A 22246-nucleotide genomic window follows, 5' to 3' on the forward strand; every position below is an offset into this window, starting at 1 on the left:
AATTCTACACCACCACTATGCTAAATCTTGATACGCTCCAACAACTAAAAACGCTCAAGAAAGACATTCGCGCAAGTCGTAATCTCGACCGAGGAATTGTCAAAGCAACGCCAATGAAGTTCGGCTTTGTTTCCACTCAGGAAGGTGGGCAAGTGTTTCTCGCACCACCGCTGATGGAGCAACTTCTACCAGGCGATGAGATTGAGTACGAAATTGTCGAAAATAGCCGTGGTGACCAAGAGGCTAAGTTAGAGCGTCTAGTCAAAAGTGAATTTAAACAATTCTTCGGCCGAGTGGTTACCCGCGGTAAGCATCTATTCATTGAGTGTGACGATGCTCGGTTTAATCGCTGGTTCTTCGTCCCACCCAATAAACGTGGCGGGCTCAAAGCCGGCACACTTGTTGAAGCTCAGCTTCTGCGCCATCCCACCAAGTTAGAAGGGAAGAGTCAGGCCGTTGCCATGAATAGGCTTGGGAATGAGAGTATTCTCGCTGATCTCCGTGCGTACACCCTGAAGAAGATGTCGATCGAAACAGACTGGTCTGACGAGACCCTAGCGCAGATCGAATCACTTGAGAAGGATGTCAGTTCATCTCGCAAAGATTTAACCGAAACCCAATTCGTCACCATCGATTCAGCTCATGCTCGCGACCTTGATGACGCCGTTTTTGTCGAATCTACCGACGATGGCTTCCGCTTACTCGTTGCGATCGCCGACCCGGCAGCAACACTCAAGACTAACAAGGCACTTCTTGAAAGTTTAGTTACCCGAAGTACCAGCCATTATCTACCTGGCCAGGTCGTCCATATGATGCCTCCTAGCTTGTCGCAGGAGAAATTTTCACTGTTAGCTGACGAACAACGCGATGCACTCATTGCAGAATTCGCAATTAGTTCGGACGGCGAAGTACAGAGTTTCGAGCTCTATAAGGGCTCCATTAAGTCACAAGCTAAGCTGAGCTACACCGACGTAGAGTTATTCTTAAACGGACAGACCGATGCGTTAGCTCCCGATATTGCGGAGCCTGTTAAGCGCTTAGCAGACTGTTACCAAGCGGTTCGCCAACATCGCCTTAGTGTAGCGGTCGACATCAGCGAACGTCCAGACTATCACTTCGAACTTAATGAACAGCAACAGATTAGCAACATCGCGCTATCGCCTCGATTAACCTCGCAGCGCCTCATTGAAGAATTCATGTTGTTAACGAATCGTCACACTGGCACATGGTTAGCTGCTAATGGACGCGGTTTTTTCAATAATCACGGTGGCTTTAGAACCGAACGAATTGGCGACCTGAAACAACTCCTTAAACATTACTGGGGCGAAGAAGCGAAAGCTCCCGCCAATCTTGATGAGTTTGTCTCACTGATGCAGGAAGCACTTTATAAAGATGCCGATATCCCTTTACGTTCAGTGCTAGTTCGATGGTTACAGCCTAGCAAGATTGCCGCGGAGTCTGAGGGGCATTTTGGTCTCGGCTTCACGCACTACGCAATGGTGACCTCCCCGATTCGCAGGGCTGCTGATCTACTCAACCACTTAATCATCGATCAAATTTTGACGAATAGTAGTGACTTTGATGAGCTTATCAATGGGGTAGACCTGGAGAAGCTCAACGGTGATATTGTTCGCGGTCGTCAGGCTAGTAACACGATCGATCTCACCCTGAAAACCCAGTTTGCCCATCAACAGCTCGACCAAAAGAGTGAGTATAAGGCGACGATTACTCAAGTTAGTCAGGCTGGATTAGCAATTCGATTAGATGAAATGGGGCTTGAAGGGTTTGTTGAACTCAAGCCAAAACGAGGAGAAAAATCGACTTTCCAGTTTGAGGGTTGGAGGCTTTGTGCCACCTATAATGACAACTTCTACCATCTCGACATGCCAATTTCAGTAAAGCTTGCCAAGGTTGATACTGAGAAGCGCCAAATTAAGTTTAAGCTCGCTTAAGCGCTTTGACATGTAAAGCGCTTATTTACGAAGTTCTGATGTTAAGAACTATGTAGTTAAGAGTAACGAATCTAAGAGCTCTAAGCTTAAGGCAGATAATCGGGGAACCTATACTCCCCGATTCCTAACTCGGCAGTTTAATCTAACGCCAGTTGATTTCCTCAACATCGGGTAGGCTCCAGACAAAGTCTGCACCCATAAGCTGAGATGGCGTCATTGATCCACTTACCTCAACGCCTTTTGCTAGGTATTCTGCAATAGCCAGCGGTGCTGTAATGGTCAGTTCATAGCCATTCGGCGTTGAGAAAGTTGCTTCCACGGCATTTCCTTGAGCATCGGTCGCTTTGCCCCAAAGTTGCATCCTAGAGTTTGCCCGTGCATTGGCATCGGGACCCACTACAGTCTTCTCAATGCGGCGCTTTAGAAAATTCTGCACCAACTTCAAGCCAAATAGCCAACGAAGCTTATACGCTCCTCTTGCCTTGTCCGCTGTCGCTTTCGATGCAGGTACGAATACCTTGATATTCGGGATTTTGGTACTGCTATAAGCCGTACTAATATCACCCCAGGGAATCGTCATCGCAAACTTCTTACCAACCGCTCCACCGAAGTCAACTTCAGCAGTATGTTGGGCGACCGGTTCAGACTGAAGTTCGCCGTCAACACGAGAGCAACCTCCCTTTGCGAGACCCTCTACGGTGGTTTTCGCTGTACCTTGACTTAATTGCTTGCTACCCGCAAAACCTAACTGAAGCTCGGATGCCGATGGCAACTTTTGCGCCAGCGTTGCCGCGAGGCAATCTGTGGGGACGACGTCGAATCCGGCTCCTGGGCATACTACAATTCCAGCTGCTTTGGCCGTTTCAGTAATCTCCGGTGTTTGAACATATTCAAAAATTGACATCTCACCGGTGATATCAATGTAGTGAGCTTTACCTGCGATACACGCAGCGATAACTTGATTAGCCGTAGCCGAAAACGGACCTGCACAGTTAACGATCACCGAAGTGTTAGTCGCCAGCTCCGTCAGTGCCGCACTGTCATTAACATCCGCAACTTGATAGTCCAGTCCTAGGCGCTGTGCAACGGCTTTCAGCTTCGCTTCATTGCGCGCCGATAATAGCGGCTTAAGACCTGCCTCTGCAGCTCGTTCGGCTAATAAGCCACCTGAATATCCCGTTGCACCATAAATTACCCAGCTCATAGTCTCTCCTTTATATTATTTTTGTGCCGATGAACCAGCCGCCATCGCTTCATACATATCATAGTCACACACTGTCATGCCCAGACTCTGATACGTTTTTTGTGCAACTTGGTTCTCTTTTTCTACGTACAACCTAAATCCAATGGCCCCAGCGTTAGCGCCCAACTCCTGCACCGTGGCATAAAGTTGTTGGTACAACCCTTGGCGCCGAAATTCTGGGAGTACATAAACACTTTGAACCCACCAAAAGAAACCGTTACGCCAATCGCTCCACTCAAACGTCACCATCAACGAGGCGATAACCTGGTTGTGAGCTTCGGCAACTAAATAGAAGCCCCTATCATCGTAATTCACGACGGCCGACACGCCTTCGTTCAGCACCGCTGTATCAAGTTTTTTTTGCTCTGTTTCCCAAGCCATCTGTTGGTTAAAATGGACCAAGGACTGAACATCATCTTGAGTTGCACGACGAATACTCATGGAATTTCTGGTGCTTTCGATTGTCATACTGACAGAACTCCGAAAATTCTCAGGGTCGCCTGAGTGACCTGAGATGAAAAAACGTTCGGCGATTTCTCAATAAATCTCCGCAACATTATCTAAAATACCGTGAAACTATGCATTAATGCTTATATTACGATAGCATTAGCCAACTTACACTTTAAAGAACTGTAGCCCCAACAACAAGGCATCTTATGACCGAGCAAAGCGTCACCAATAAAAAGCCGCTTCTTATCTTTACTATCGGCGTCGTAGCGATTGCAGCAATAACATTATTCGTCCTCAACGAGGATAAACCTGCGCCGATTGAATCAACCGAAGTTGACAAGCCGCCCACATTAGCAGCGGACCTGCCTCCCATCGAAACGCCAGCTCAGCCTGAAGTCAGCGCTGAGCCAGAGAGCACGTTACCGGAAGACCTTATCGAAGCCGAAGTAATTGCAACCAAGCCGCAACCTGTCCCAATAAATCAGAGTGACGAACCCTTCGCCCTGAGTATTGCCCAACTTGGCCCGGCCCACCCCGTCATTGACTGGCTGATACCTACTCAGATCCTCCGTAAGATGGTAGCCATGGTGGATGCGCTTTCGCGCGGCGAGCTCATGTTCAAGAATCGCCCTATCACTAATAAGGTAATCGATGGCGCATTTTTAACCGAGAATCAACCTGGACGCATCGAGCTATCTTCGAATAACTTTGCTCGCTACGATACCGTCATCAGCGCCATTGAATATGTGGACGAAGATACCGCTATCGAACTCTACCATTTCTGGTCGCCTCGTCTTGAGGAGGCTTATGCTGAATTAGGCGTACAGACGAGTTTTGACCAAGCCCTTCGAACAGCGCTGGAGCGTATCGTCGATGCACCGGAGGTTGCAGGTAATATCGAACTCGTAAGACCATCGGTCTACTACAAATTCGCCGATCCTCGTTTAGAGAATTTATCCGATGTGGATAAGCTTATGATAAGAATGGGGCCGGCTAATGCGAATAGGCTTAAGGCTAAAGTTCAGCTAATCATTGAGGCTATGGATGCCAACCCACTCTAGCTAGAAAAGCGCTTTTCACTACCGTAGATCACTGAGCTTAATTTTGCTATGTAATGTAACCAACCGCTGACACGCTAATACAATTTGAGTGTCATCACCGTTATTGCAGCGGGTATAGAACTAGGTTGTTTTGCTGCGTTGCTGCCAGATTACTGCTACGAGAATTAACGCTAAGCCTGCGAACGTTGTTAAGTGAAGTTGCTCACCCAAAATTACCCCGATCAATATCAGAGAAATAAAAGGTGACAAGAAAATTAAGTTGGCCACCTTAGAGACATTCACCGCACTCGAAAGCGCCTTTTGCCATAACAAAAAGGTGATACTCATTTCGAATAGGCCTACCCAGATCACGCTTAGGTAAGATGGGTTCTGTGGCCACACCTCTCCAGAATAGAGCACCATAGACCAAACTAATGGGACGGCAACGCTGAAGCTTATCGCTAGATTGACTACCGCATCGCCGCTAATCCTTGTTGCAAGTAGCCAATATCCTGCCCAGAGGAGTGTACTAAAAAGCGCAAGGGACAAACCTAACAGATCAATATCAAAGTCGGCCGGAGACTTCCCTTGTAGGGCAATCACAACCACTCCCAAATAACCCAAGACACTCGCTATTTTATCTACCCGTCGAAGTGGCTTTTTTAAAAACGGAACCGCTAGCCATGAGAACGCGATAGCCCAAGTGTAATTCACCGGTTGGGCAATCTGTGCAGGAAGGCGATCATAAGCTTCAAAGAGCACTAGGTAATACGTCGCAGGATTTAGCAGGCCTGCCAGTGCCAGTAACTTAAAGCGCTTTCTGAAGGTAGGTCGAATATTTGCTCTAGACGAAGAAGCTAAGACTACGACCCATAGTACGACCGCAGAAATACTCACCGATAACGCCAGTAACTGAATCACTGAAAAATCTTTGAGTGCCAACTTAAAGGCCGTTGCAACGGTAGACCAAAGCAATACTGCTAGCAGGCCATATAAAATTGATCGGTGCATCGCAATCTCGTATTAATAAAAAACGGAGCGTATTGCGCTCCGTTCTATTTAAAGGTCATTACTAACAATGAGCGTTAAATTTTCCAACTTAGCAGCATGTCATCGCCATATTGCTTGGACCAGTCTTTCAATGTTTTTGGCGCCCGCTTTAGCTTCTCAATCACTTCGCCGGTGTGAGGGTTTTTATAACGCCCAACCGGTACCTTAGGTTCGTCACTGACACGCTTTTTCTTAGCCGCTTTTTTAACCTTAGACGGCGATTTAGACGCCCCTACTTTCAACTGCGGATTATCGGCAAAAAAAGCCGCCAACTTAGCCACGTACTTCGGAGGGTTCTTTTGTTTACTTGCCGCCTTAATCACGCTCAAGAATCGATCGCCCTTGGCGCTGAGCAAATCAACTTCGGACAAACCATACTTGGTAGCCAGTTGCAGCATCACCTTACTAAACTCTTCGATGCCCTTCAATTTATCTGCTTGGGCTTGTTTTAGAGCTTCGAGCTTCTCGAGTTGCTTCTTATGCGCTTGAATTTCTTTATCAATATCAATGTTGAGTAAGCCCATTAAGGCCCCCTTTGTCAGATGAGAATTATTGAAATTGATGCTTCGCAATGCTTTCTGCGCTACGTAGCCGATAAACATTGCTAATTCGTATTAGCAAGGTTGTAGTCCTCGTTTATGGCTGAAGCATGTGGTTTAATTATATCCATAATAACCCAGTTGGCTAGCCTACCCTCTGTTATAGATATAAAGGCGTCAATGTGAATATATGGTACCTCCTCAATTATGATAAAAATACTACTACGTATCCTACTCCCCATAGCGCTAGTTATATTACTGGCAACTGCTTCACTATTTATCCTCGGTCAGTTATCCACAGCAAAGTTAACTGGCACGGTTAACTCAAATTATATCAGCGCCCCGGTAACTATTAGCCGCGATAGCTATGGTGTCCCGCATATCGAAGGGGAGTCGCGACAGGATATCGCTTTCGCGATGGGATATCTTCATGCTCAAGAACGATTTTTCCAGATGGATTTATTGCGACGGGCATCAGCTGGCGAGCTAAGCGAACTGGTTGGCGAGATGGCAATCAACCGTGATAAGCGCTATCGCTCTCATTTACTCAGAGAAAAGGCTCGTGCCGCGGTGGCGGCACTACCAAGTCACCATTTACGCATAGCCGATGCCTACACTCAGGGCGTTAATCAGGGGCTGAGCGAACTGAGTATCCGTCCACCTGAATATTGGTTATTAGGGCAGGCGCCACAACCTTGGTTAAACGAAGATAGCTTCCTAGTGAGTTTTTCGATGTGGGTTCAACTCAATGATGAAGAAGCCTCATTTGACCGTATCCGTGATAAATTTTACTCCTCGGCTCCTAGTGAATTGCATGCCTTCATTGCGCCTATTTTTTCTCAATGGGAAGCACCGTTAAGCGATTATGATTATCAATTTCCAGCTACGCCTTCTGCAGAAATTATTGATTTATCCGTTAACACCGATATTGCCGAACAAACCATTAACGTGGAGCAGTTTAGCGCTATTGGCAGTAATAATTGGGCCATTGCTGGTAACAGAACCTCAACGGGCAAAGCCATTCTAGCTAACGATATGCACTTAGGTATCCAAGTACCCAATACCTGGTATCGGGTCAGTTTCCAAGCCGGTAACGCTGTACCAATGGTCGGTGTAAGCCTTCCTGGTGCGCCATTAATCGTGGCTGGATCGAATAGCTTGGTGGCCTGGGGATTTACCAACTCCTATGGTGATTGGAGTGACCTCATTAAACTTGAACTCAATGAAGACAAATCAGCCTACCGAACCAACAGTGGCTGGGAAGCTATTGAAATTCAAACTGAGAAAATTCGCTTGGCCGATGGCACCGCTGTTGAGCAGGATATTCAGCTCACCCGTTGGGGGCCAATCTTAAATACCGAAGACGAAGTTCTCTATGCTACGCGCTGGCTGGCGCATGAATCTAAAGCGGTGAATTTAAACCTGCTTGAAATGGAACATGCTACCAACGTAGATGAAGCCAAAATCGTCTGTAATCAGGCCGGCATTCCACCGCAAAACTGTGCTATGGCCGACAGCAATGGGAGTATCGGCTGGACGATCGGCGGCTATATTCCGCAGCGCATAGCGATTGACTATGGCTTACCGATTGCGTGGCAGGTAGCGGATATCAGCTGGGGTGAGCAACTTGAAGTCACCGACTACCCAGCCGTCATCAACCCAGAAAGCGGGCAAATTTGGACCGCGAATGCCAAAGTGGTAAGTGGCGAGATGCTGCAGAAAATTGGCTCAGATGCCTATGATCTTGGGGCGCGATCCATGCAAATTCGAGATAATTTGAGTAGCTTGGAAAATGCCGATGAATTCGATTTATTTGCGATTGCCTATGATGATCGCGCGCTGTTTTACCAACGCTGGGCAGAGCATCTCGCTTCGCGACTAGCAGAATCACCTGAAACTCGGCACCAATCCGCCCTCGAAGCGTTAGCGAAATGGAACGGAAGAGCTGAAGCCTCAGAAATGGGAATGTCTTTGGTGGCAGAGTTTAGGACGGCACTGATTTCCGATGTCTATCAGCGCATTGGTCAATGGCTGAACTCGGAGTACAACGCAAATCTAAGCGAGCGAGAGGCTGCCCGAATAAGTCGTGGTGAAGACACGGTTTGGCAGTTAGTTCAAGATCAACCCGCCCATTTTTTACCTTCTGGGATGTCATCGTGGAAGGACTATGAGCTGGCAATCTTCGATGAGGTTAGCCAATCCTGGTTAGATGAAAATGGTAACTTAACGGAGCGTGCTCAGTGGCGTAACGTTAATGGGGTGACTATCGCGCACCCGCTTTCGTCAGCGTTGCCGGATATTCTAAGAGGTTTTCTGGATATGGAAGACATACCTTTGAATGGAGCCACCAACATGCCCCTAGTCCAATACGGAAGTTTGGGAGCGTCAGAACGCATTGTGGTTACGCCAAGTATGGAGAGTCAGGGGCTCTATAACATGCCAGGCGGACAATCAGGGAATCCATTCTCCCCCTTCTATCGAATTGGCCATCGTGCATGGGCGACTGGCGATGCGCTGCCAATACTCAACAGCGGTAATGAGTATCAATTGATGATTACCCCCGAATAGTCCTCGAGGGTATTAGTGAAATTAACTGACTTTGTGAAGACCGCACTCAGCGCTATCGCTGAGTTTGGTTGGATCGAAATAGTGCTTGGGTGAAGGCAAATTGTGACGTTGGATGTACGCTTCAATGTCACGTTGATGCCAATAAAAGAAAGGCGCCACTCGTATTAGACCACGGTGATCAATCGAGACAATATCAAGTGTTTTACGGTAATTCGTCTCATATTGACTAATTCCAGCCAACCAAATATCAGGCTGATACTCATCAATCGCTCGCTGGAAGGGCTCGAGTTTTACCTCGTGGGTGAAGCGAGAAAAAGCCTCGCTATCTTCAGGAATGGGCACACCACCCGTTACGGCAAGTCGTCGCTCGGTTGTAACTCGAGGCGTATAAACTTGCAGATTGGGATTGAATCGTTTGATTATTTCTTCAACATACTGATACGTGTGCTTCACGTTGTAGCCGTGGTCCACCCAAATCAAAGGCAGCTTTGGAAGCTCGCTTTGCAAGGCATGAATAAGCACGGAAGAGGTTTTGCCGAAGCTCGTAGTCGCGATTGGCCGCTTACTGACACTCATCGCCCAGCGGATAATTACCGCAGGAGATTCATGTCGTAGGGTTTTATTAATCGCTGCTAAGTCCATTTTTACTGTCTCTACCAATCATCTATGGTAGTAACAATAAACGAAAGCTTATAACCTTATAAATACAATCTTGAGCTACTACTGTAACCTTTTGTTATAAGCCTTCGTTGACAGCAGCAGTTTAGTCCGCCTCAGCCGGTATGTGTGACGCTAAATAGACCAAGGTAATCCAGGCCGCAACGTTCTGATTGAGCGCTTCAGGATCGATTTTATCGAGGGTATCATTGGCCGTATGATGGTAGTCAAAGTAGTCGGTACCGTCTTGGCTCAAACGAACGACTGGAACTCCGAGCTGCTGCAACGGGATGATATCAGGACCACCGCCAGAAGTTAGTCCACCACGCTCTATTCCCAAAGGCTCTAAAATTGGAAAAATCTGCTCAAATGACGGGAGAAGTGCATCACTCACATTGGTATCATAACGCCATACCCGACCTGCACCGAAGTCTGATTCAGAGCCAAGGAAGTGTTGCTCGATTTCATCCTCATGTGCCGCCGCGTACTGATACGCGCCAATTAGACCCTGCTCTTCGTTGGCAAAGGCTACTACTCTAATTGTACGCCCCGGTCGTGCGTCATCTGCCAATAGGCGATGAGCCGCCGCAGTAGTCACCGCTACTCCCGCACCATCGTCTAGAGCACCCGTACCCAAGTCCCATGAATCTAGGTGGCCACCGATCACGATAATTTCGTCAGGCCAGCGAGATCCTGTTACTTCAGCAATCACATTATGACCCGTGTAGGTCCCAGTGAAACCGGCTGAAATGTCCATAGATACCGTTAAGGCTCCTCGCTGAAGCAAACGTTCCACTTGATCCGCATCAGGATTAGACAGTGCCGCCGCAGGAATCTTCGGTATGTCATCGTCATAGCGCATCATTCCGGTATGGGCGAAGCGGTCACTATCGGTGCCGACACTTCGAATTAACACGGCTACCGCACCCTTGGCGCCGGCCACTTTAGCACCGCCGCTGCGTCCAGCAACTACTGGTCCATAGCCACTGCCGTCAATCGTCTTTTCCATGCGTTTATTGATAAAGACAATTTTTCCCTCAACCTCTTCATCGGCAGCTTCTTGAAGCTCATCAATGGTTGCGAAATACACCACTGGGGCAACTAAAGCGCCATCGGTGCCAACACTACCGCCTAGCGCTGTAATCGCCAGTGGCTGCTCAAATGGCGCTACAACGTTGGCGACTTCATGATGACGTTCCCAAAGTGGGTATTCAACAGGCTCTAAGGTGACTTTATCAAAACCCAAGTCGCGGAAACGCTGTTCCATCCATTCAACACCCTTAGCGTCAGATGGCGTACCCGGCATTCGCGCTCCCACCTCTGTAGTAAGGTCTTCTACGACATCCCAAGCGACGTTGCTGACCAAAGCTTCGTCACGGAGTTCAGCCGCCATTCTGAGTTGCTCATCGGTCAACGCTCCGGCCGCAGAGTTCGGCGTAGTTTGATCGCTACCGCAACCAACCATTAGTGCTGAAAGGCACAGGAGTGGAAGTAGTTTCATGTTGTTTCCTTTATAATGTAAAAATCGACGTTATCAGGCTAACGTATAAAGTTATTAACGGCAAAACATTGTGTTTAAGAGGTCAGCAAATGGATAAAATTCACGCTCGCTCGGTAGTTACCTTTGATTTCGTGGCTCGAACCGCTACTGGGCAGGAGCTCGATAGTAGTATTACACGCGGCGAACCTCTTCACGTCCTCATGGGCGCGGACAATGTTATCGAAGGAATTGAGGATGCGCTTCTCGGAAAGTCCGTAGGTGACTCGATGACGCTCGACATTCCTGCAGCGAAAGCTTATGGCGAATATGTTGACGAGCTCGTTCAGAATGCCCCGCGTGACGCATTCCAAATTGACAGCCTGGCAGTTGGAGATAAATTCAACGCCACAACCGAAGATGGTGAAGAGGTTTCGGTGAAGGTCACTCATATTGATGGCGATTCTATTACGGTGGATGGAAATCATGAGTTGGCAGGCTTGGAGCTAAATTTCACTATCAATATCTTGGCATTGCGCGAAGCCACGGATGTTGAGTTAGAAATTGGACAGGCGATTGAAGACGAAGCTTAACATCCGCTTAGATCGTTGGGTGGGTCAACATTCACCCTTATCTCGAAGTGACGTAAAGTTTGCCGTTAAAGCCAAGCGAATTAAGGTAAATGGCAAACTTGCAGTGAGTGCCAGCCAGAAGATTTCTCAAGAGGATGTTGTTTCGCTTGATGGGGCTGAAATTGTCGTCAGAGGCTTCAGCTACATCATGCTAAACAAGCCGTTAGGCGTCATTTGCGCAACCAGGGACGGTTGCCACCAAACTGTCGTTGACCTGCTGCCAACTCACTTTCAACAGTTACATCCCGTGGGCAGGCTAGATAAGGACACTACGGGATTAGTATTACTTAGCGATGATGGTCAGTGGAGCCATCGCGTTACGCACCCAAAGTACGCCTGCGAAAAGTGCTATAAGGTGACCGCCAAATGGCCGATTTCTGCCGCAACGATTGAACGACTTCTCCACGGCGTTGTCTTAAGGGATAGCCCCAAACCAGCGTGTGCAACAGCCGTCGAGCAATTAGGAGAAAATCAACTCATGATGACAATTAGCGAAGGACGCTACCATCAAGTTCGGAGAATGATTGCCGCCTGCGAAAACCGGGTCACCGATTTACATAGGCTTAGTGTCGGCTCCCTTCAACTCGACATCGCCGAGGGGGAATGGCGAGAATTAACAGTCGCGGAGATTGTGGCGCTAGCATGACAGACCCAGCCATCGAATTATTAACACCTTTCATTACGGGCGATACCGTATTGATAGCCGATGAGCATTGGACGCTAGAGGACTGCAAAGTTCCTCGGCTTTGTATCACCAACCGCTTTCGAGCGAATGCGCCCAAATCCATTAGTTTTTCCGATTTCGAGAACCGAACCGAGGAACAATTTTCACGCATTGTCTATCGGCTCAGTAAAGAACGCGCGGTGGTTTATCGCTGCCTTAACCTCGCTGCGGAACTGCTACGTATTGACGGGCAGCTGATCATTGCGGGGGGTAACAAAGAAGGTATTAAGACCGCGTTAAAGCAAGCTAAGCTATTATTCGGAACAGAGATCGAGACGACTATCCACAGCGGTTATCGACTAGCCATTATTACCAAAGTGAAAGCAACAACAGGTATTGATGACAATGATTATCAACAGCTAAGAGAAGTAACCACAAAAACCCAGTCGTTCTGGTCTAAGCCAGGGCTCTTTGGATGGGACAAAGTGGATCGTGGCTCTGAAATTCTTGTTGACGTTATTAACGAGCAATTAAATGGCTCTGTGTTGGACTTAGGTTGCGGCTGGGGCTTTCTGTCCCGCGCGGCGCTCCAGCAAAACATCGACACCTTAACCGCCACCGATAATAATGCTGCAGCGATAATTGTTGCGGCAAAGAATTTGGCGCCTTGGACCGAACAAGTCAACATTATTGCGGACGATTGTGGAGAGTCGCTAGCGGCCAATCAATTTGATCATATCCTCTGCAATCCTCCCTTTCATCAGGGTTTCGACCATCAAACACAGTTAACCGAAAAATTTATTAATCAATGTGCAAGGTTAGCCAAACCGGAGGGTACCGTTTGGTGGGTGGTTAATCAGTTTGTAGGGGTAAGCCAGTTAGCTCAGAAAACTTTTAGCCAGCGCGATCATATTGAGCGCAGAGATGGCTTTGACATTTGGCGGCTGCGGGCACCAAAGTGGTAAGTTCGTTAGTAGCCAATAAAATAAAAGCCAATTCCTGCAAAAACAATCGCGGCAAGTAATGGTACAGCTTGAATTAATAATTCACGAAACATGTAGTAACCCAGATAGCAATTGCGACCTAGTCTACTGAAGCTCTTGTCGCTAGGCTATCAGTGTATTTCCGCACAGACTAAGGTGAATCACTTAATGACTGACGACCGTAAATTCACTAAGAAGACAGTTCCACAGACAGCGATAAAACCTGGCTTAAGCCTTATCACGGTAGCCGGCAAAGATATTATCTTAATTCGCCAAGGTAATTTATTTACGGCCTTTGAAAATCGCTGTCCACATCGAAATAAAGCGCTCTTCAGCCACGAAACTCCAATAGACTTCGATCGCTATCATCTTCAGTGCCAACATCACGGGGCGATATTCGAGCTTCCACACGGTGCATGTATTAGCGGGCCGTGCCCGTCGGACAAATTAACAGCGATCACGGTGACTTATTCAACTACCGAAATCACGCTATATCTCGATGATCATCGGAACCATTCTTCAAGCAACTAACCTAGGCCATCGTGTTAGGGTCACTAAAATCGATTATTCCAACCAGCTGATATAACTTGGGCTCAAATTCGTCAATCCTTATTCATGACTCGCCGAGTGCTTGAGCTTGGGTTTGAGCATCCCCAAGCCAATAAAGTCCATTTTGATCTATCCCCGCGCGTAACACCAACACCCGAAGTCCCGCTGCCACCGCATCCACCGAAAGCGCCGCATAGTGCGGATCTATTTCGCTGGCTGGCCTAACCGCATGAATACCCGAGTGCAGAACCAGATACACCAAATAGGTGGGAATTTGGCCCTGAGCCAAGCGAATTAATTCACGAAGATGCTTGTGCGCCCTGACCGACTTCGCATCGGGGAAGGCACCCTCACCGTTTAATAGCAGCGTGCAACTTTTCACCTCAACATAGACACTAGGCAGCGAGTTTGCCTGCAACAGAAAATCGATGCGACTTCCCTCCTCGCCATACTTTTGCTCCGCAAGGACACTCGGATAAGGCGAAAACGCTCCTACTAGACGGCGCGCTAGTGCCTGAGCTAAAAATTCATTCGCTCGCTGCGGGTGAACACAGATCCAATGTCCCGCTTGCGTTTCGGTCAGTTCCCAGGTGTATCGGTACTTTCGCCCGGGCTTATCACTAATACTGAGCCAAACGACATCGCCCTGCTCCCCACAACCAGTCATTGCACCGGTATTAGGACAGTAGACTGTGATAACTTCACCCGATAATTCGACGTCAGCTAGAAATCGTTTATAACGCCGAATCAAGATCGCTGGCGTTAGAGAGAGGCTAATTAAATATTGACGTGGGTGATGGGGCACAATGAGATCCATTTATCAGTTGACGATGGTGATTTTGAGTTTGCATAGTGACACCTTTAGAAGGTACGCTTCAGGTTAACCTAAAAATAGTGGTCATCCCGTATAATTCTTTTGGGAACTACCCATTTTTTACTAGCTAAAAACATTTTTTTTTGCTATTTTCCGCTGCCTCGAAAAATTCAGACGTTTTCGAGGTTAGGAAATTTCGATATTTAGTTGTTTTTCAATGAGGGTTGTGACAATGGCAAACCAAGCCAGTTTTTCACTTCATGGCATCGCTCCGTATAAAGAGAAGAAGGGCGAAGAGTACATGAATATCAAGCAGCGTGATCATTTCACTGCGTTGCTACAAGCCTGGAAGAAAGAACTCATGGAAGAAGTTGATCGCACCGTTTCGCATATGCGTGATGAAGCGTCCAACTTTCCTGATCCTGCGGATAGAGCGACTCAGGAAGAAGAATTCAGTCTAGAGCTGCGTACCCGTGATCGCGAACGTAAGCTCATTAAAAAAATTGAATCAACACTCGATTTAATTGAAGCCGATGACTACGGATACTGCGAAACCTGTGGGGTTGATATTGGTATTCGCCGACTTGAAGCTCGTCCTACTGCAACGTTGTGCATCGACTGCAAAACACTCGATGAAATCAAAGAACGCCAAATGGCCTAAATCATGAAAAGCCGAAGCCTTGCTTCGGCTTTCCTTTTTCTATGATTGGTAGATTCGCCCCCACTCCATCAGGACCACTTCATTTCGGTTCTCTGTGCTGTGCACTCGCCTCGTTTCTGGACTGCCGCGCCAATGGTGGCTCCTGGTTACTCCGAATTGACGACATCGATCCGCCTCGTTGTGTTCCCGGTAGCGCTGATGAGATTCAACAGCAACTGCAGCAATTCGAGCTTCACTGGGATAGCGATATTTTCTGGCAGAGCCAGCAACTACGTCACTACGAGGACTGCGTTCAGAAGCTCCTCAAGGATGGTAGCGCCTACCGCTGTAGCTGTAATCGAAAAACACTGCAAAGCCAAGGTGGATTCGAACAGGGCTACTGTCGAGCACATCCCCCAGCGCCCCATGAAGCCTGCGCGCTGAGAATGGGAGTACAAGGTGAGTATCACTGGAACGATATGTTCCTTGGCATGCAAAGCGTCAATGCCGCGGACTCTCCAGAACTTTGCCTGCGCCGTCGTGATGGACTCATTGCCTACCCGCTCGCTACCGTATTAGACGATATTTCAATGGGGATAACTCATGTAATTCGGGGCGCAGACCTTTTGCCGGCAGCCGGAAGTCAATTGGCGCTTTTCGCTCACTTTGATGCTCCTACGCCAAGCTTTGGACATATTCCAATTGCCACAAACCCTGACGGTAATAAATTATCAAAACAAAATCACGCAAAGCCTCTCACTACTGATAATCGCGAGCAACAACTGCGATCAGCATTACATCATTTAGGGCAAGCGGCCGCCGAAGCCACAGGCAGTGTTGACGCCATACTTCGGCAAGCAATTGACTCGTGGGATCGCAATGCGGTGCCTAAAGCTATCTGATCTAGAACACTATTCATCATATTCGCGACTTTCTGCCACTAGACACAGCTAAGAGATTACGGCTAAATGCGGGAAGTCAAAGGAAATCATCATGAACCGCACGGTACTTTTTATTTTAATTTTGGGTTACTTACTATCGCCGTATGTCTATACCTGGTTGGCCGACCCAAACGGCTCTTGGTATCGTCCGTTCATTGTGTGGGGATTATCCGCGCTAATTCTTTCGATCATGTCAGGGAGAATTAGTCGTGACTCTTGAACCCTGGATTGTCGGCCTTTACGCGCTGTTATACCTACTTTCACTGTTTGGCTTAGCCACGCTGTCTGAAAAGAACATCATTCCCGTTAAGATCAGCCGTAGCCCTCTGATTCATACCTTAGCGCAGGGTACTTTTATTTCTGCCTGGGGATACTATGGAATCATATCACTTGCACAAAACTACGGTTACGGTGCCCTAGCCTATTATCTGGGCGCTGGTGCTATGTTGTTATTCGCTCCCTTTTTACTCATCCCAATGAGTAGAATAGCGAATCAATTCCAGCTCAATTCCTTTGCAGATCTGATGGTATTCCGGTTTCCTTCAGCTAAGTTAGGCGTATCGGTCACGCTAATTCTCCTCGTCTCAGCGTTACCTTTGCTAGCACTGCAAATCAAAGCGGTAGCAGAAGCTTGGCAAGTCCTTAAAGTCACCGACATTGAGGTAGTGAGTCTCAACTGGACGCACGCGACACTGTTTGTCATTGTGACCACCGTCTTCACCCTAGTATTTGGCTCAGGACGCCTTAACTTAAATGGCTTAGTGGTGGCGCTGGCCGCTGAATCTATTCTGAAATTGGTGGGTATTTTAGCCGTCGGAATTGTTGCCACCTTCATGGTGTTTAATGGCATTGATGACCTTAACCTTTGGTTGGCTGCGAATCCAGATCAAACGCAAATTCTCTATCAGGTCCGCGGACAAAATAATTCACCGTGGCTGGTGCTCATTTTTCTCTCGGGCAGTATTTTGGTTCCCCACGCCTTTAACTATAACAACGGGCGGAAACTTCAGCTAAAGACCTTACGGATGGGTAGCTGGCTGATACCGATGTACCTAATGTTAATGGCGCTCCCGCTATTTCCAATTATCTGGGCGGCGAATAGTCTCGATGCTCCACTGGCAAATACCGATTACGCTGCGTTAGGCATTGCATTGGCATTAGAAAACCCCTGGTTATTAATTATTATTCTCTTTGGTGGACTGTCGGCGGCGACCGGCACCATGGTGGTGGTGCTACTCACCATTACTAGCATGACACTTAACCACCTGATACTGCCATCAACTGGGATGCCTTCTCGGACCAGCCTCTACCAATGGCTGGCACGTTGGCAACGTTATTTGGTGGTGATCCTAGCAGCAGCTTCGCTACTATTTTGCTACCTCGTAGCCGACGCGAGCCTCACCGACTTAGCCTTCACCGCCTTCATGGGCACACTTCAACTAACACCGGCTCTCTGTGCGCTAGTCCTGTGGCCGGAAGCGCGTGGGCGCGCTATTAGCGCAGGATTACTCAGTGGAGGTATATCATGGTTCCTATTCATGGTGGTTCCATTGGTATTAGGCTATCCGGAAGTGCACCTTGATGTATTGGGTGTTCAAGTCGGTTTTGGCCCGGGCGAATGGCAAACTACCCTACTCGCCTCCTTTGGTTTGAATGTCGTTGTCATGGTGGTCTTACATAACATCACCCAACAGACCGAGGAAGAACTCGCTGCCGCTAAACTCTGCGGGTTGAATGATATCTCCGTGCCTTCGCGGGAGCGCCTCGTCGCACTGACGCCTCAGGCAATGATTGAGGCGCTCTCACCGGCGCTAGGTAAGCCTGTTGCGATGGCAGAAGTCCGTCGCGCCCTCAAACAACAATCCCTTAGCTTAAACGAGCGACGACCTTCAGAGCTGCGCAAAACTCGAGATCAAATTGAAGCCAATCTCTCCGGCTTAATGGGTCCATCAATTGCTAAAGAGGTTGTGGATGATAGCCTACCCATGCGCGAAGTGGTCGCGGATGACCCAGTGGATCTGGTGCAGTTGGAGCAACGCCTGTCTGAGAGCAGAAGTGCCCTACCCGGTATGGCCGCAGAGCTAGATCGCCTGCGTCGGCATCACCGTAATACCCTGGAGCAAATGCCTATTGGGGTAGCTACCTTTACCACCGATTTCGAGATTATGCTCTGGAATAAAACCTTGGAGAACATCACGCACATCAGCCCTGAACGAGCTACCGGCACCGCAATGACGTCGCTTCCCGAACCCTGGGGAAGTGCTCTTCACACCTTCGTCTCGAGCGGCAACAATTTCCAACGTCTCAAGCTTATGGTGGATGGCAAACGCCGCTTCTTAGATCTCTCTAAGGCGCGACGCGATCGCAATTTCAAAGAGGGGGATAGTCGAATTCTCTTGGTTGAAGACCGAACAGAAATCGAACAGCTACAAGAGCAATTGCTGCACAAGGAGCGTCTCTCCTCCATTGGCCGTCTGGCCGCTGGTGTCGCCCACGAAATAGGCAACCCGGTCACCGGTATTACCTGCTTAGCTCAGGAGTTAGAGGAAGGTGTTAGTGGCGAAGATGCGGCGGAGATTGCTGCGCAAATACAGGTGCAAACAGGTCGTATCAGTAATATCGTTCAGTCGATGGTGAATTTTTCCCATCCCGCCGATTCCAGCGATCTCTCAATTCGTATTGATATCAATCGTTGTATCAACGATGCCATTGCGCTGTTAGCACTTCAACATCACCGCAAATCGGTTAACTATATCAATAACTTAGCTGAATCTATCGAAGTCATGGGCGATCCTACTCGGCTCACTCAGGTCTTCGTTAATCTCCTAGGTAACGCTCGCGATGCGTCCGATGAAGGTGCCGACATCAATATTAGCGCACGACGTCGCGGCCAGTGGTGCTTCCTACAGATCCAGGACGATGGCCATGGGATTGACGCGAAACATATCAAAAAACTGTTTGACCCCTTTTTTACGACCAAAGAAGTTGGCCAAGGTACCGGGCTCGGTTTAGCAATTGTCTACAATATTATTCGCCAACACGGTGGCGAAATTGACGTAGCTTCTCCAAAGGCTAATCAAACCCAGGGAACGGAATTCACGATTTCACTGCCGCTCGCAGCCAAAGAAACTGACTAACCATCAATACTAAGCGTTACCGGTAACACTTTTTTCTTGCATGCGGTAACGTTAGTTGGCAAACTCAGTGTCCAGAAAATAGTCTACGGACGGAAGTTGTATGCCCCACATCTTAGTTGTTGAAGATGAAGCTATCATTCGCGGCTCAATAAAACGCCTTTTATTAAAGGCAAACTATCAGGTTTCCGAAGCAACCTCCGTTGCCGATGCGCTTAGCAAAGGCGAATTACATCAATATGACCTCATCTTAAGTGATCTCCGTATGCCGGGGGGTGAAGGTACCGAACTCATCCCATTGGCATCGGAAACACCTGTGCTTATCATGACGAGCTATGCCAGCATGAAGACGGCCGTCGACGCTTTAAAAGCTGGAGCTGCCGACTACATCGCCAAGCCATTCAGCAACCAGGATCTCCTGTCTAGCGTAGCTAAGAACTGCAGGGAAAAGTCTAAAACAGCCAAAGATAGCAATTCAAGCGCCACGCAGTCCCCGATTAGTAAGCTCATTGGTCAATCAGCACCGATGAAAAAGCTCTTCAAGATGATTTACAAGGTAGCTGCCACCGATGCCACTGTGCTGGTAAATGGCGAGACCGGAACCGGTAAAGAACTTATTGCCCAGGCTATCCATCAAAATTCAAACCGTGCTGGTAACGCCTTAGTTTCGGTTAACTGTGCTGCGATCCCTGACACCTTAATTGAGGCTGAGCTATTCGGCCATGAGAAAGGCGCGTTTACCGGTGCCGATTCAGCTCGTTCAGGATTGGTCTCCGCTGCACACCAAGGAACCCTATTTCTGGACGAAATCGGCGAACTGCCTTTAGCAGCCCAAGCCAGGCTTCTAAGGGTACTTCAAGAGGGCGAAGTTCGTGCCATTGGCTCGGTTCAACCTAAATTGGTTGATGTTCGCATCGTTGCGGCAACCCACAGAAACCTGAAACGTTTAGTCGAAAATGGGGAGTTCCGCGAAGATCTTTACTATCGCCTCAACGTTATTCAGTTAGTCATTCCTGCCCTTCGTGATCGCGGTGGCGATAAGCTCGAGATCGCAAATAGCCTATTAACTCGCTATCTGGAAAAATTCGATCGCCCAGCCACCCGGTTTTCCGTTACCGCCGAGCAAGCCATTGCTCAGTATCCGTGGCCGGGTAACGTCCGTGAGCTAGAAAACGCGGTGCAACGCGGTGTCATCCTGTCGGAACCGGGTAACGCCATAGAAATCGAAGATCTAGGTATCGAGGCCGAACAAAGCCCCGAGGTCATCAGTGAGATAAGTGTCAATTCAACCAGCCCGAGTAAGGCGCCAAGCCAACTTGTTGATTCTGCAGAAGCTGGCGAAGATCTAGAAGAGTACTTTCAACGCTTCGTCTTGGAAAACCAAGATGCGATGTCTGAGACAGAACTCGCCCGGCGCCTAGGCGTATCTCGTAAGTGTTTATGGGAGCGTCGTCAACGACTGGGGATTCCAAGGAAGCGTTCGTCTGTTCAGCCAGTCAGCTAAAACGATCAGTTTTTGCGCATTTTGTTCCTCTGAGACGAAACTGTGGTAGACTCCTGCCCATTATTGTAACGAGTCAAAATCTACATCTATGTTAAATTGGTTGTTAAACAAGGTCCGCCCCTCTAAACCGCACGAGCCGGTTGTCTATTCCCGTGACGAACACATCATTTCTCGCAAGCACATTAGTCGAAATGCGCTAAAGGTAATGAGCCGCCTTCACGGCGCAAATTACGCTGCCTATTTGGTCGGTGGTGGTGTGCGCGATCTGTTGTTGGGCAAGCGACCAAAAGACTTTGACATTGCAACCGATGCCACTCCAGAAGAGGTTCGGAGATTGTTTCGAAACTCACGAATCATCGGCCGTCGCTTCCGAATTGTACACGTCCGCTTTGGCCCCGAGATTATTGAGGTGACTACCTTCCGAGGACATCACTCAGACGGCGACCAATCCACCTCTAAACAGTCTGATTCGGGTTTATTACTTCGTGACAACGTTTTCGGTGATATCGAAGATGATGCAATTCGTCGTGACTTCACCATTAACGCACTTTACTACACCACTGAAGACTTTAGTGTTTTCGACTTTACGGGTGGTGTTAATGACCTAGATAATCGTATTGTTCGAATGATTGGCGATCCCGAGACTCGCTATCGTGAAGATCCCGTTCGAATGCTACGTGCGGTGCGTTTCGCCGCCAAACTTGGCTTTGAAATCGAAAAGTCGACGGCAGCCGCTATTTTCGATTGTCGTCACTTGCTAGCCGATATTGCACCGGCAAGGCTCTTCGACGAAGTGAATAAACTCTTCATGTCGGGTCAGGCTCTCGCAACGCTCAACCTATTACACCACTATCATCTCTTTGAGATCCTATTTCCCAATACGGCTCAGTACTTGGAAGATCCGATTTATCGTGAGTTTCTTGAACAGACCATGCTGAGTACCGATAAGCGGATTAGAGCCGAACGCCCCGTTACGCCGGCATTTCTATACGCAGCGTTGCTATGGCCAGACTTCAATGAGCGAGTAAAAGCCGCTAAGGGAATGGCGATTTTCGATACGATCCGCGAAGCAGCGAATGCTGTTTTTTCGCAGCAGATTCGTATCACTGCTGTACCAAAGCGCTTTTCCGCACAAATCCGCGAGATCTGGGAACTTCAATGGCGCCTCCCTAACCGTAGTGGAAGTCGTGCTCAAAAGCTTGTTGAGCAAAGCCGTTTCCGAGCCGCATACGATTTCCTATTAATCCGCGAAGCCGCAGGTGAAGATTGCGACGGACTGGGTTACTGGTGGACCAAGTATCAGCAGATGGACGCTGATGAGCGCGCTAGCTTAGTCAGCAAAGTTCCAGCAGCTAAACGACCTAGACGCCGTAAGCGCCCGGGAAAGCCGAAACCGAAGAGTTAATCGC

At 48.4% G+C, this 22246-nt stretch carries 20 protein-coding genes; 13 read left to right on the top strand and 7 right to left on the bottom strand.

What is annotated here, in order from left to right; all coding sequences use genetic code 11:
• Positions 1 to 17: 17 nt before the first annotated feature.
• A complete protein-coding gene (locus tag Q0698_RS06895) occupies positions 18 to 1952 on the top strand; it encodes an RNB domain-containing ribonuclease (RefSeq protein ID WP_298635075.1) in 1935 nt (644 codons plus the stop codon).
• Positions 1953 to 2094: 142 nt separating this feature from the next.
• Here the strand turns inward: Q0698_RS06895 and Q0698_RS06900 are convergent, their stop codons facing one another.
• Positions 2095 to 3156, bottom strand: coding sequence for a saccharopine dehydrogenase NADP-binding domain-containing protein (locus tag Q0698_RS06900; RefSeq protein ID WP_298635077.1), 1062 nt, complete (start codon positions 3154 to 3156; stop codon positions 2095 to 2097).
• 15 nt (positions 3157 to 3171) lie between these two features.
• On the bottom strand, positions 3172 to 3663 hold the full coding sequence (locus tag Q0698_RS06905) for a GNAT family N-acetyltransferase (protein WP_298635079.1): 492 nt from the start codon (positions 3661 to 3663) through the stop codon (positions 3172 to 3174).
• Between the two features lie 188 nt (positions 3664 to 3851).
• Between Q0698_RS06905 and Q0698_RS06910 the strand changes: the two genes are divergently transcribed.
• The gene (locus Q0698_RS06910; protein ID WP_298635081.1) at positions 3852 to 4706 is read left to right on the top strand and encodes a DUF3014 domain-containing protein; all 855 of its coding nucleotides are present in this window, start codon (positions 3852 to 3854) and stop codon (positions 4704 to 4706) included.
• Between the two features lie 120 nt (positions 4707 to 4826).
• Here Q0698_RS06910 and Q0698_RS06915 read toward each other — a convergent pair whose 3' ends face one another.
• Positions 4827 to 5696: a DMT family transporter gene (locus tag Q0698_RS06915; protein ID WP_298635083.1), complete on the bottom strand. Its 870-nt coding sequence runs from the start codon at positions 5694 to 5696 to the stop codon at positions 4827 to 4829.
• Between the two features lie 74 nt (positions 5697 to 5770).
• Positions 5771 to 6259 carry a hypothetical protein gene (locus Q0698_RS06920; RefSeq protein ID WP_298635085.1) on the bottom strand — a complete coding sequence of 163 codons (489 nt, stop codon included), beginning with the start codon at positions 6257 to 6259 and terminating at the stop codon, positions 5771 to 5773.
• 222 nt (positions 6260 to 6481) lie between these two features.
• Here Q0698_RS06920 and Q0698_RS06925 point away from each other — a divergent pair, with 222 nt between their 5' ends.
• Positions 6482 to 8842, top strand: coding sequence for a penicillin acylase family protein (locus Q0698_RS06925; RefSeq protein WP_298635087.1), 2361 nt, complete (start codon positions 6482 to 6484; stop codon positions 8840 to 8842).
• Between the two features lie 21 nt (positions 8843 to 8863).
• Here Q0698_RS06925 and Q0698_RS06930 read toward each other — a convergent pair whose 3' ends face one another.
• Both Q0698_RS06930 and Q0698_RS06935 read right to left on the bottom strand, forming a co-directional pair.
• Positions 8864 to 9484 (bottom strand): phosphoadenosine phosphosulfate reductase family protein, encoded by a 621-nt coding sequence (locus Q0698_RS06930; RefSeq protein ID WP_298635089.1) that lies wholly within the window; start codon positions 9482 to 9484, stop codon positions 8864 to 8866.
• A gap of 121 nt (positions 9485 to 9605) precedes the next feature.
• Positions 9606 to 11000, bottom strand: a complete 1395-nt coding sequence (locus Q0698_RS06935; RefSeq protein ID WP_298635091.1) for a M28 family peptidase — start codon at positions 10998 to 11000, stop codon at positions 9606 to 9608.
• An 89-nt stretch (positions 11001 to 11089) separates the two neighbouring features.
• Between Q0698_RS06935 and Q0698_RS06940 the strand changes: the two genes are divergently transcribed.
• The 4 genes from Q0698_RS06940 to Q0698_RS06955 all read left to right on the top strand — a co-directional run bounded on the left by Q0698_RS06940 (position 11090) and on the right by Q0698_RS06955 (position 13786).
• Positions 11090 to 11569, top strand: coding sequence for a peptidylprolyl isomerase (locus Q0698_RS06940; protein ID WP_298635093.1), 480 nt, complete (start codon positions 11090 to 11092; stop codon positions 11567 to 11569).
• Entirely contained in the window at positions 11553 to 12254 is a 702-nt protein-coding gene (locus Q0698_RS06945) for a pseudouridine synthase (RefSeq protein ID WP_298635095.1), read from the top strand. The genes Q0698_RS06940 and Q0698_RS06945 overlap by 17 nt, the downstream gene beginning before the upstream one ends.
• Complete coding sequence (locus Q0698_RS06950; protein ID WP_298635097.1) at positions 12251 to 13237, top strand: methyltransferase; 987 nt, start codon at positions 12251 to 12253, stop codon at positions 13235 to 13237. Before Q0698_RS06945 ends, Q0698_RS06950 begins: the two co-directional genes overlap by 4 nt.
• Positions 13238 to 13423: 186 nt before the next feature.
• Complete coding sequence (locus Q0698_RS06955; protein WP_298635099.1) at positions 13424 to 13786, top strand: Rieske (2Fe-2S) protein; 363 nt, start codon at positions 13424 to 13426, stop codon at positions 13784 to 13786.
• 82 nt (positions 13787 to 13868) lie between these two features.
• Here Q0698_RS06955 and sfsA read toward each other — a convergent pair whose 3' ends face one another.
• Positions 13869 to 14609: a DNA/RNA nuclease SfsA gene (sfsA, locus tag Q0698_RS06960; protein ID WP_298635100.1), complete on the bottom strand. Its 741-nt coding sequence runs from the start codon at positions 14607 to 14609 to the stop codon at positions 13869 to 13871.
• Positions 14610 to 14850: 241 nt separating this feature from the next.
• Here sfsA and dksA point away from each other — a divergent pair, with 241 nt between their 5' ends.
• From dksA to pcnB, 6 genes are all read left to right on the top strand, one after another.
• Positions 14851 to 15279 carry an RNA polymerase-binding protein DksA gene (gene dksA / locus Q0698_RS06965; RefSeq protein ID WP_298635102.1) on the top strand — a complete coding sequence of 143 codons (429 nt, stop codon included), beginning with the start codon at positions 14851 to 14853 and terminating at the stop codon, positions 15277 to 15279.
• A gap of 41 nt (positions 15280 to 15320) precedes the next feature.
• A complete protein-coding gene (gene gluQRS / locus Q0698_RS06970) occupies positions 15321 to 16160 on the top strand; it encodes a tRNA glutamyl-Q(34) synthetase GluQRS (protein ID WP_298635104.1) in 840 nt (279 codons plus the stop codon).
• A gap of 91 nt (positions 16161 to 16251) precedes the next feature.
• Positions 16252 to 16419, top strand: a complete 168-nt coding sequence (locus tag Q0698_RS06975) for a hypothetical protein (protein ID WP_298635106.1) — start codon at positions 16252 to 16254, stop codon at positions 16417 to 16419.
• Positions 16409 to 19336 carry an ATP-binding protein gene (locus Q0698_RS06980; RefSeq protein WP_298635108.1) on the top strand — a complete coding sequence of 976 codons (2928 nt, stop codon included), beginning with the start codon at positions 16409 to 16411 and terminating at the stop codon, positions 19334 to 19336. Before Q0698_RS06975 ends, Q0698_RS06980 begins: the two co-directional genes overlap by 11 nt.
• A 100-nt stretch (positions 19337 to 19436) precedes the next feature.
• Positions 19437 to 20837 carry a sigma-54 dependent transcriptional regulator gene (locus Q0698_RS06985; RefSeq protein ID WP_298635110.1) on the top strand — a complete coding sequence of 467 codons (1401 nt, stop codon included), beginning with the start codon at positions 19437 to 19439 and terminating at the stop codon, positions 20835 to 20837.
• Between the two features lie 88 nt (positions 20838 to 20925).
• Positions 20926 to 22242, top strand: coding sequence for a polynucleotide adenylyltransferase PcnB (gene pcnB, locus Q0698_RS06990; protein WP_298635112.1), 1317 nt, complete (start codon positions 20926 to 20928; stop codon positions 22240 to 22242).
• The last annotated feature ends 4 nt before the right edge of the window (positions 22243 to 22246 follow it).

Origin of the sequence: uncultured Umboniibacter sp., from assembly GCF_947497555.1 — a bacterium.
GTDB lineage: Bacteria > Pseudomonadota > Gammaproteobacteria > Pseudomonadales > DSM-25080 > Umboniibacter.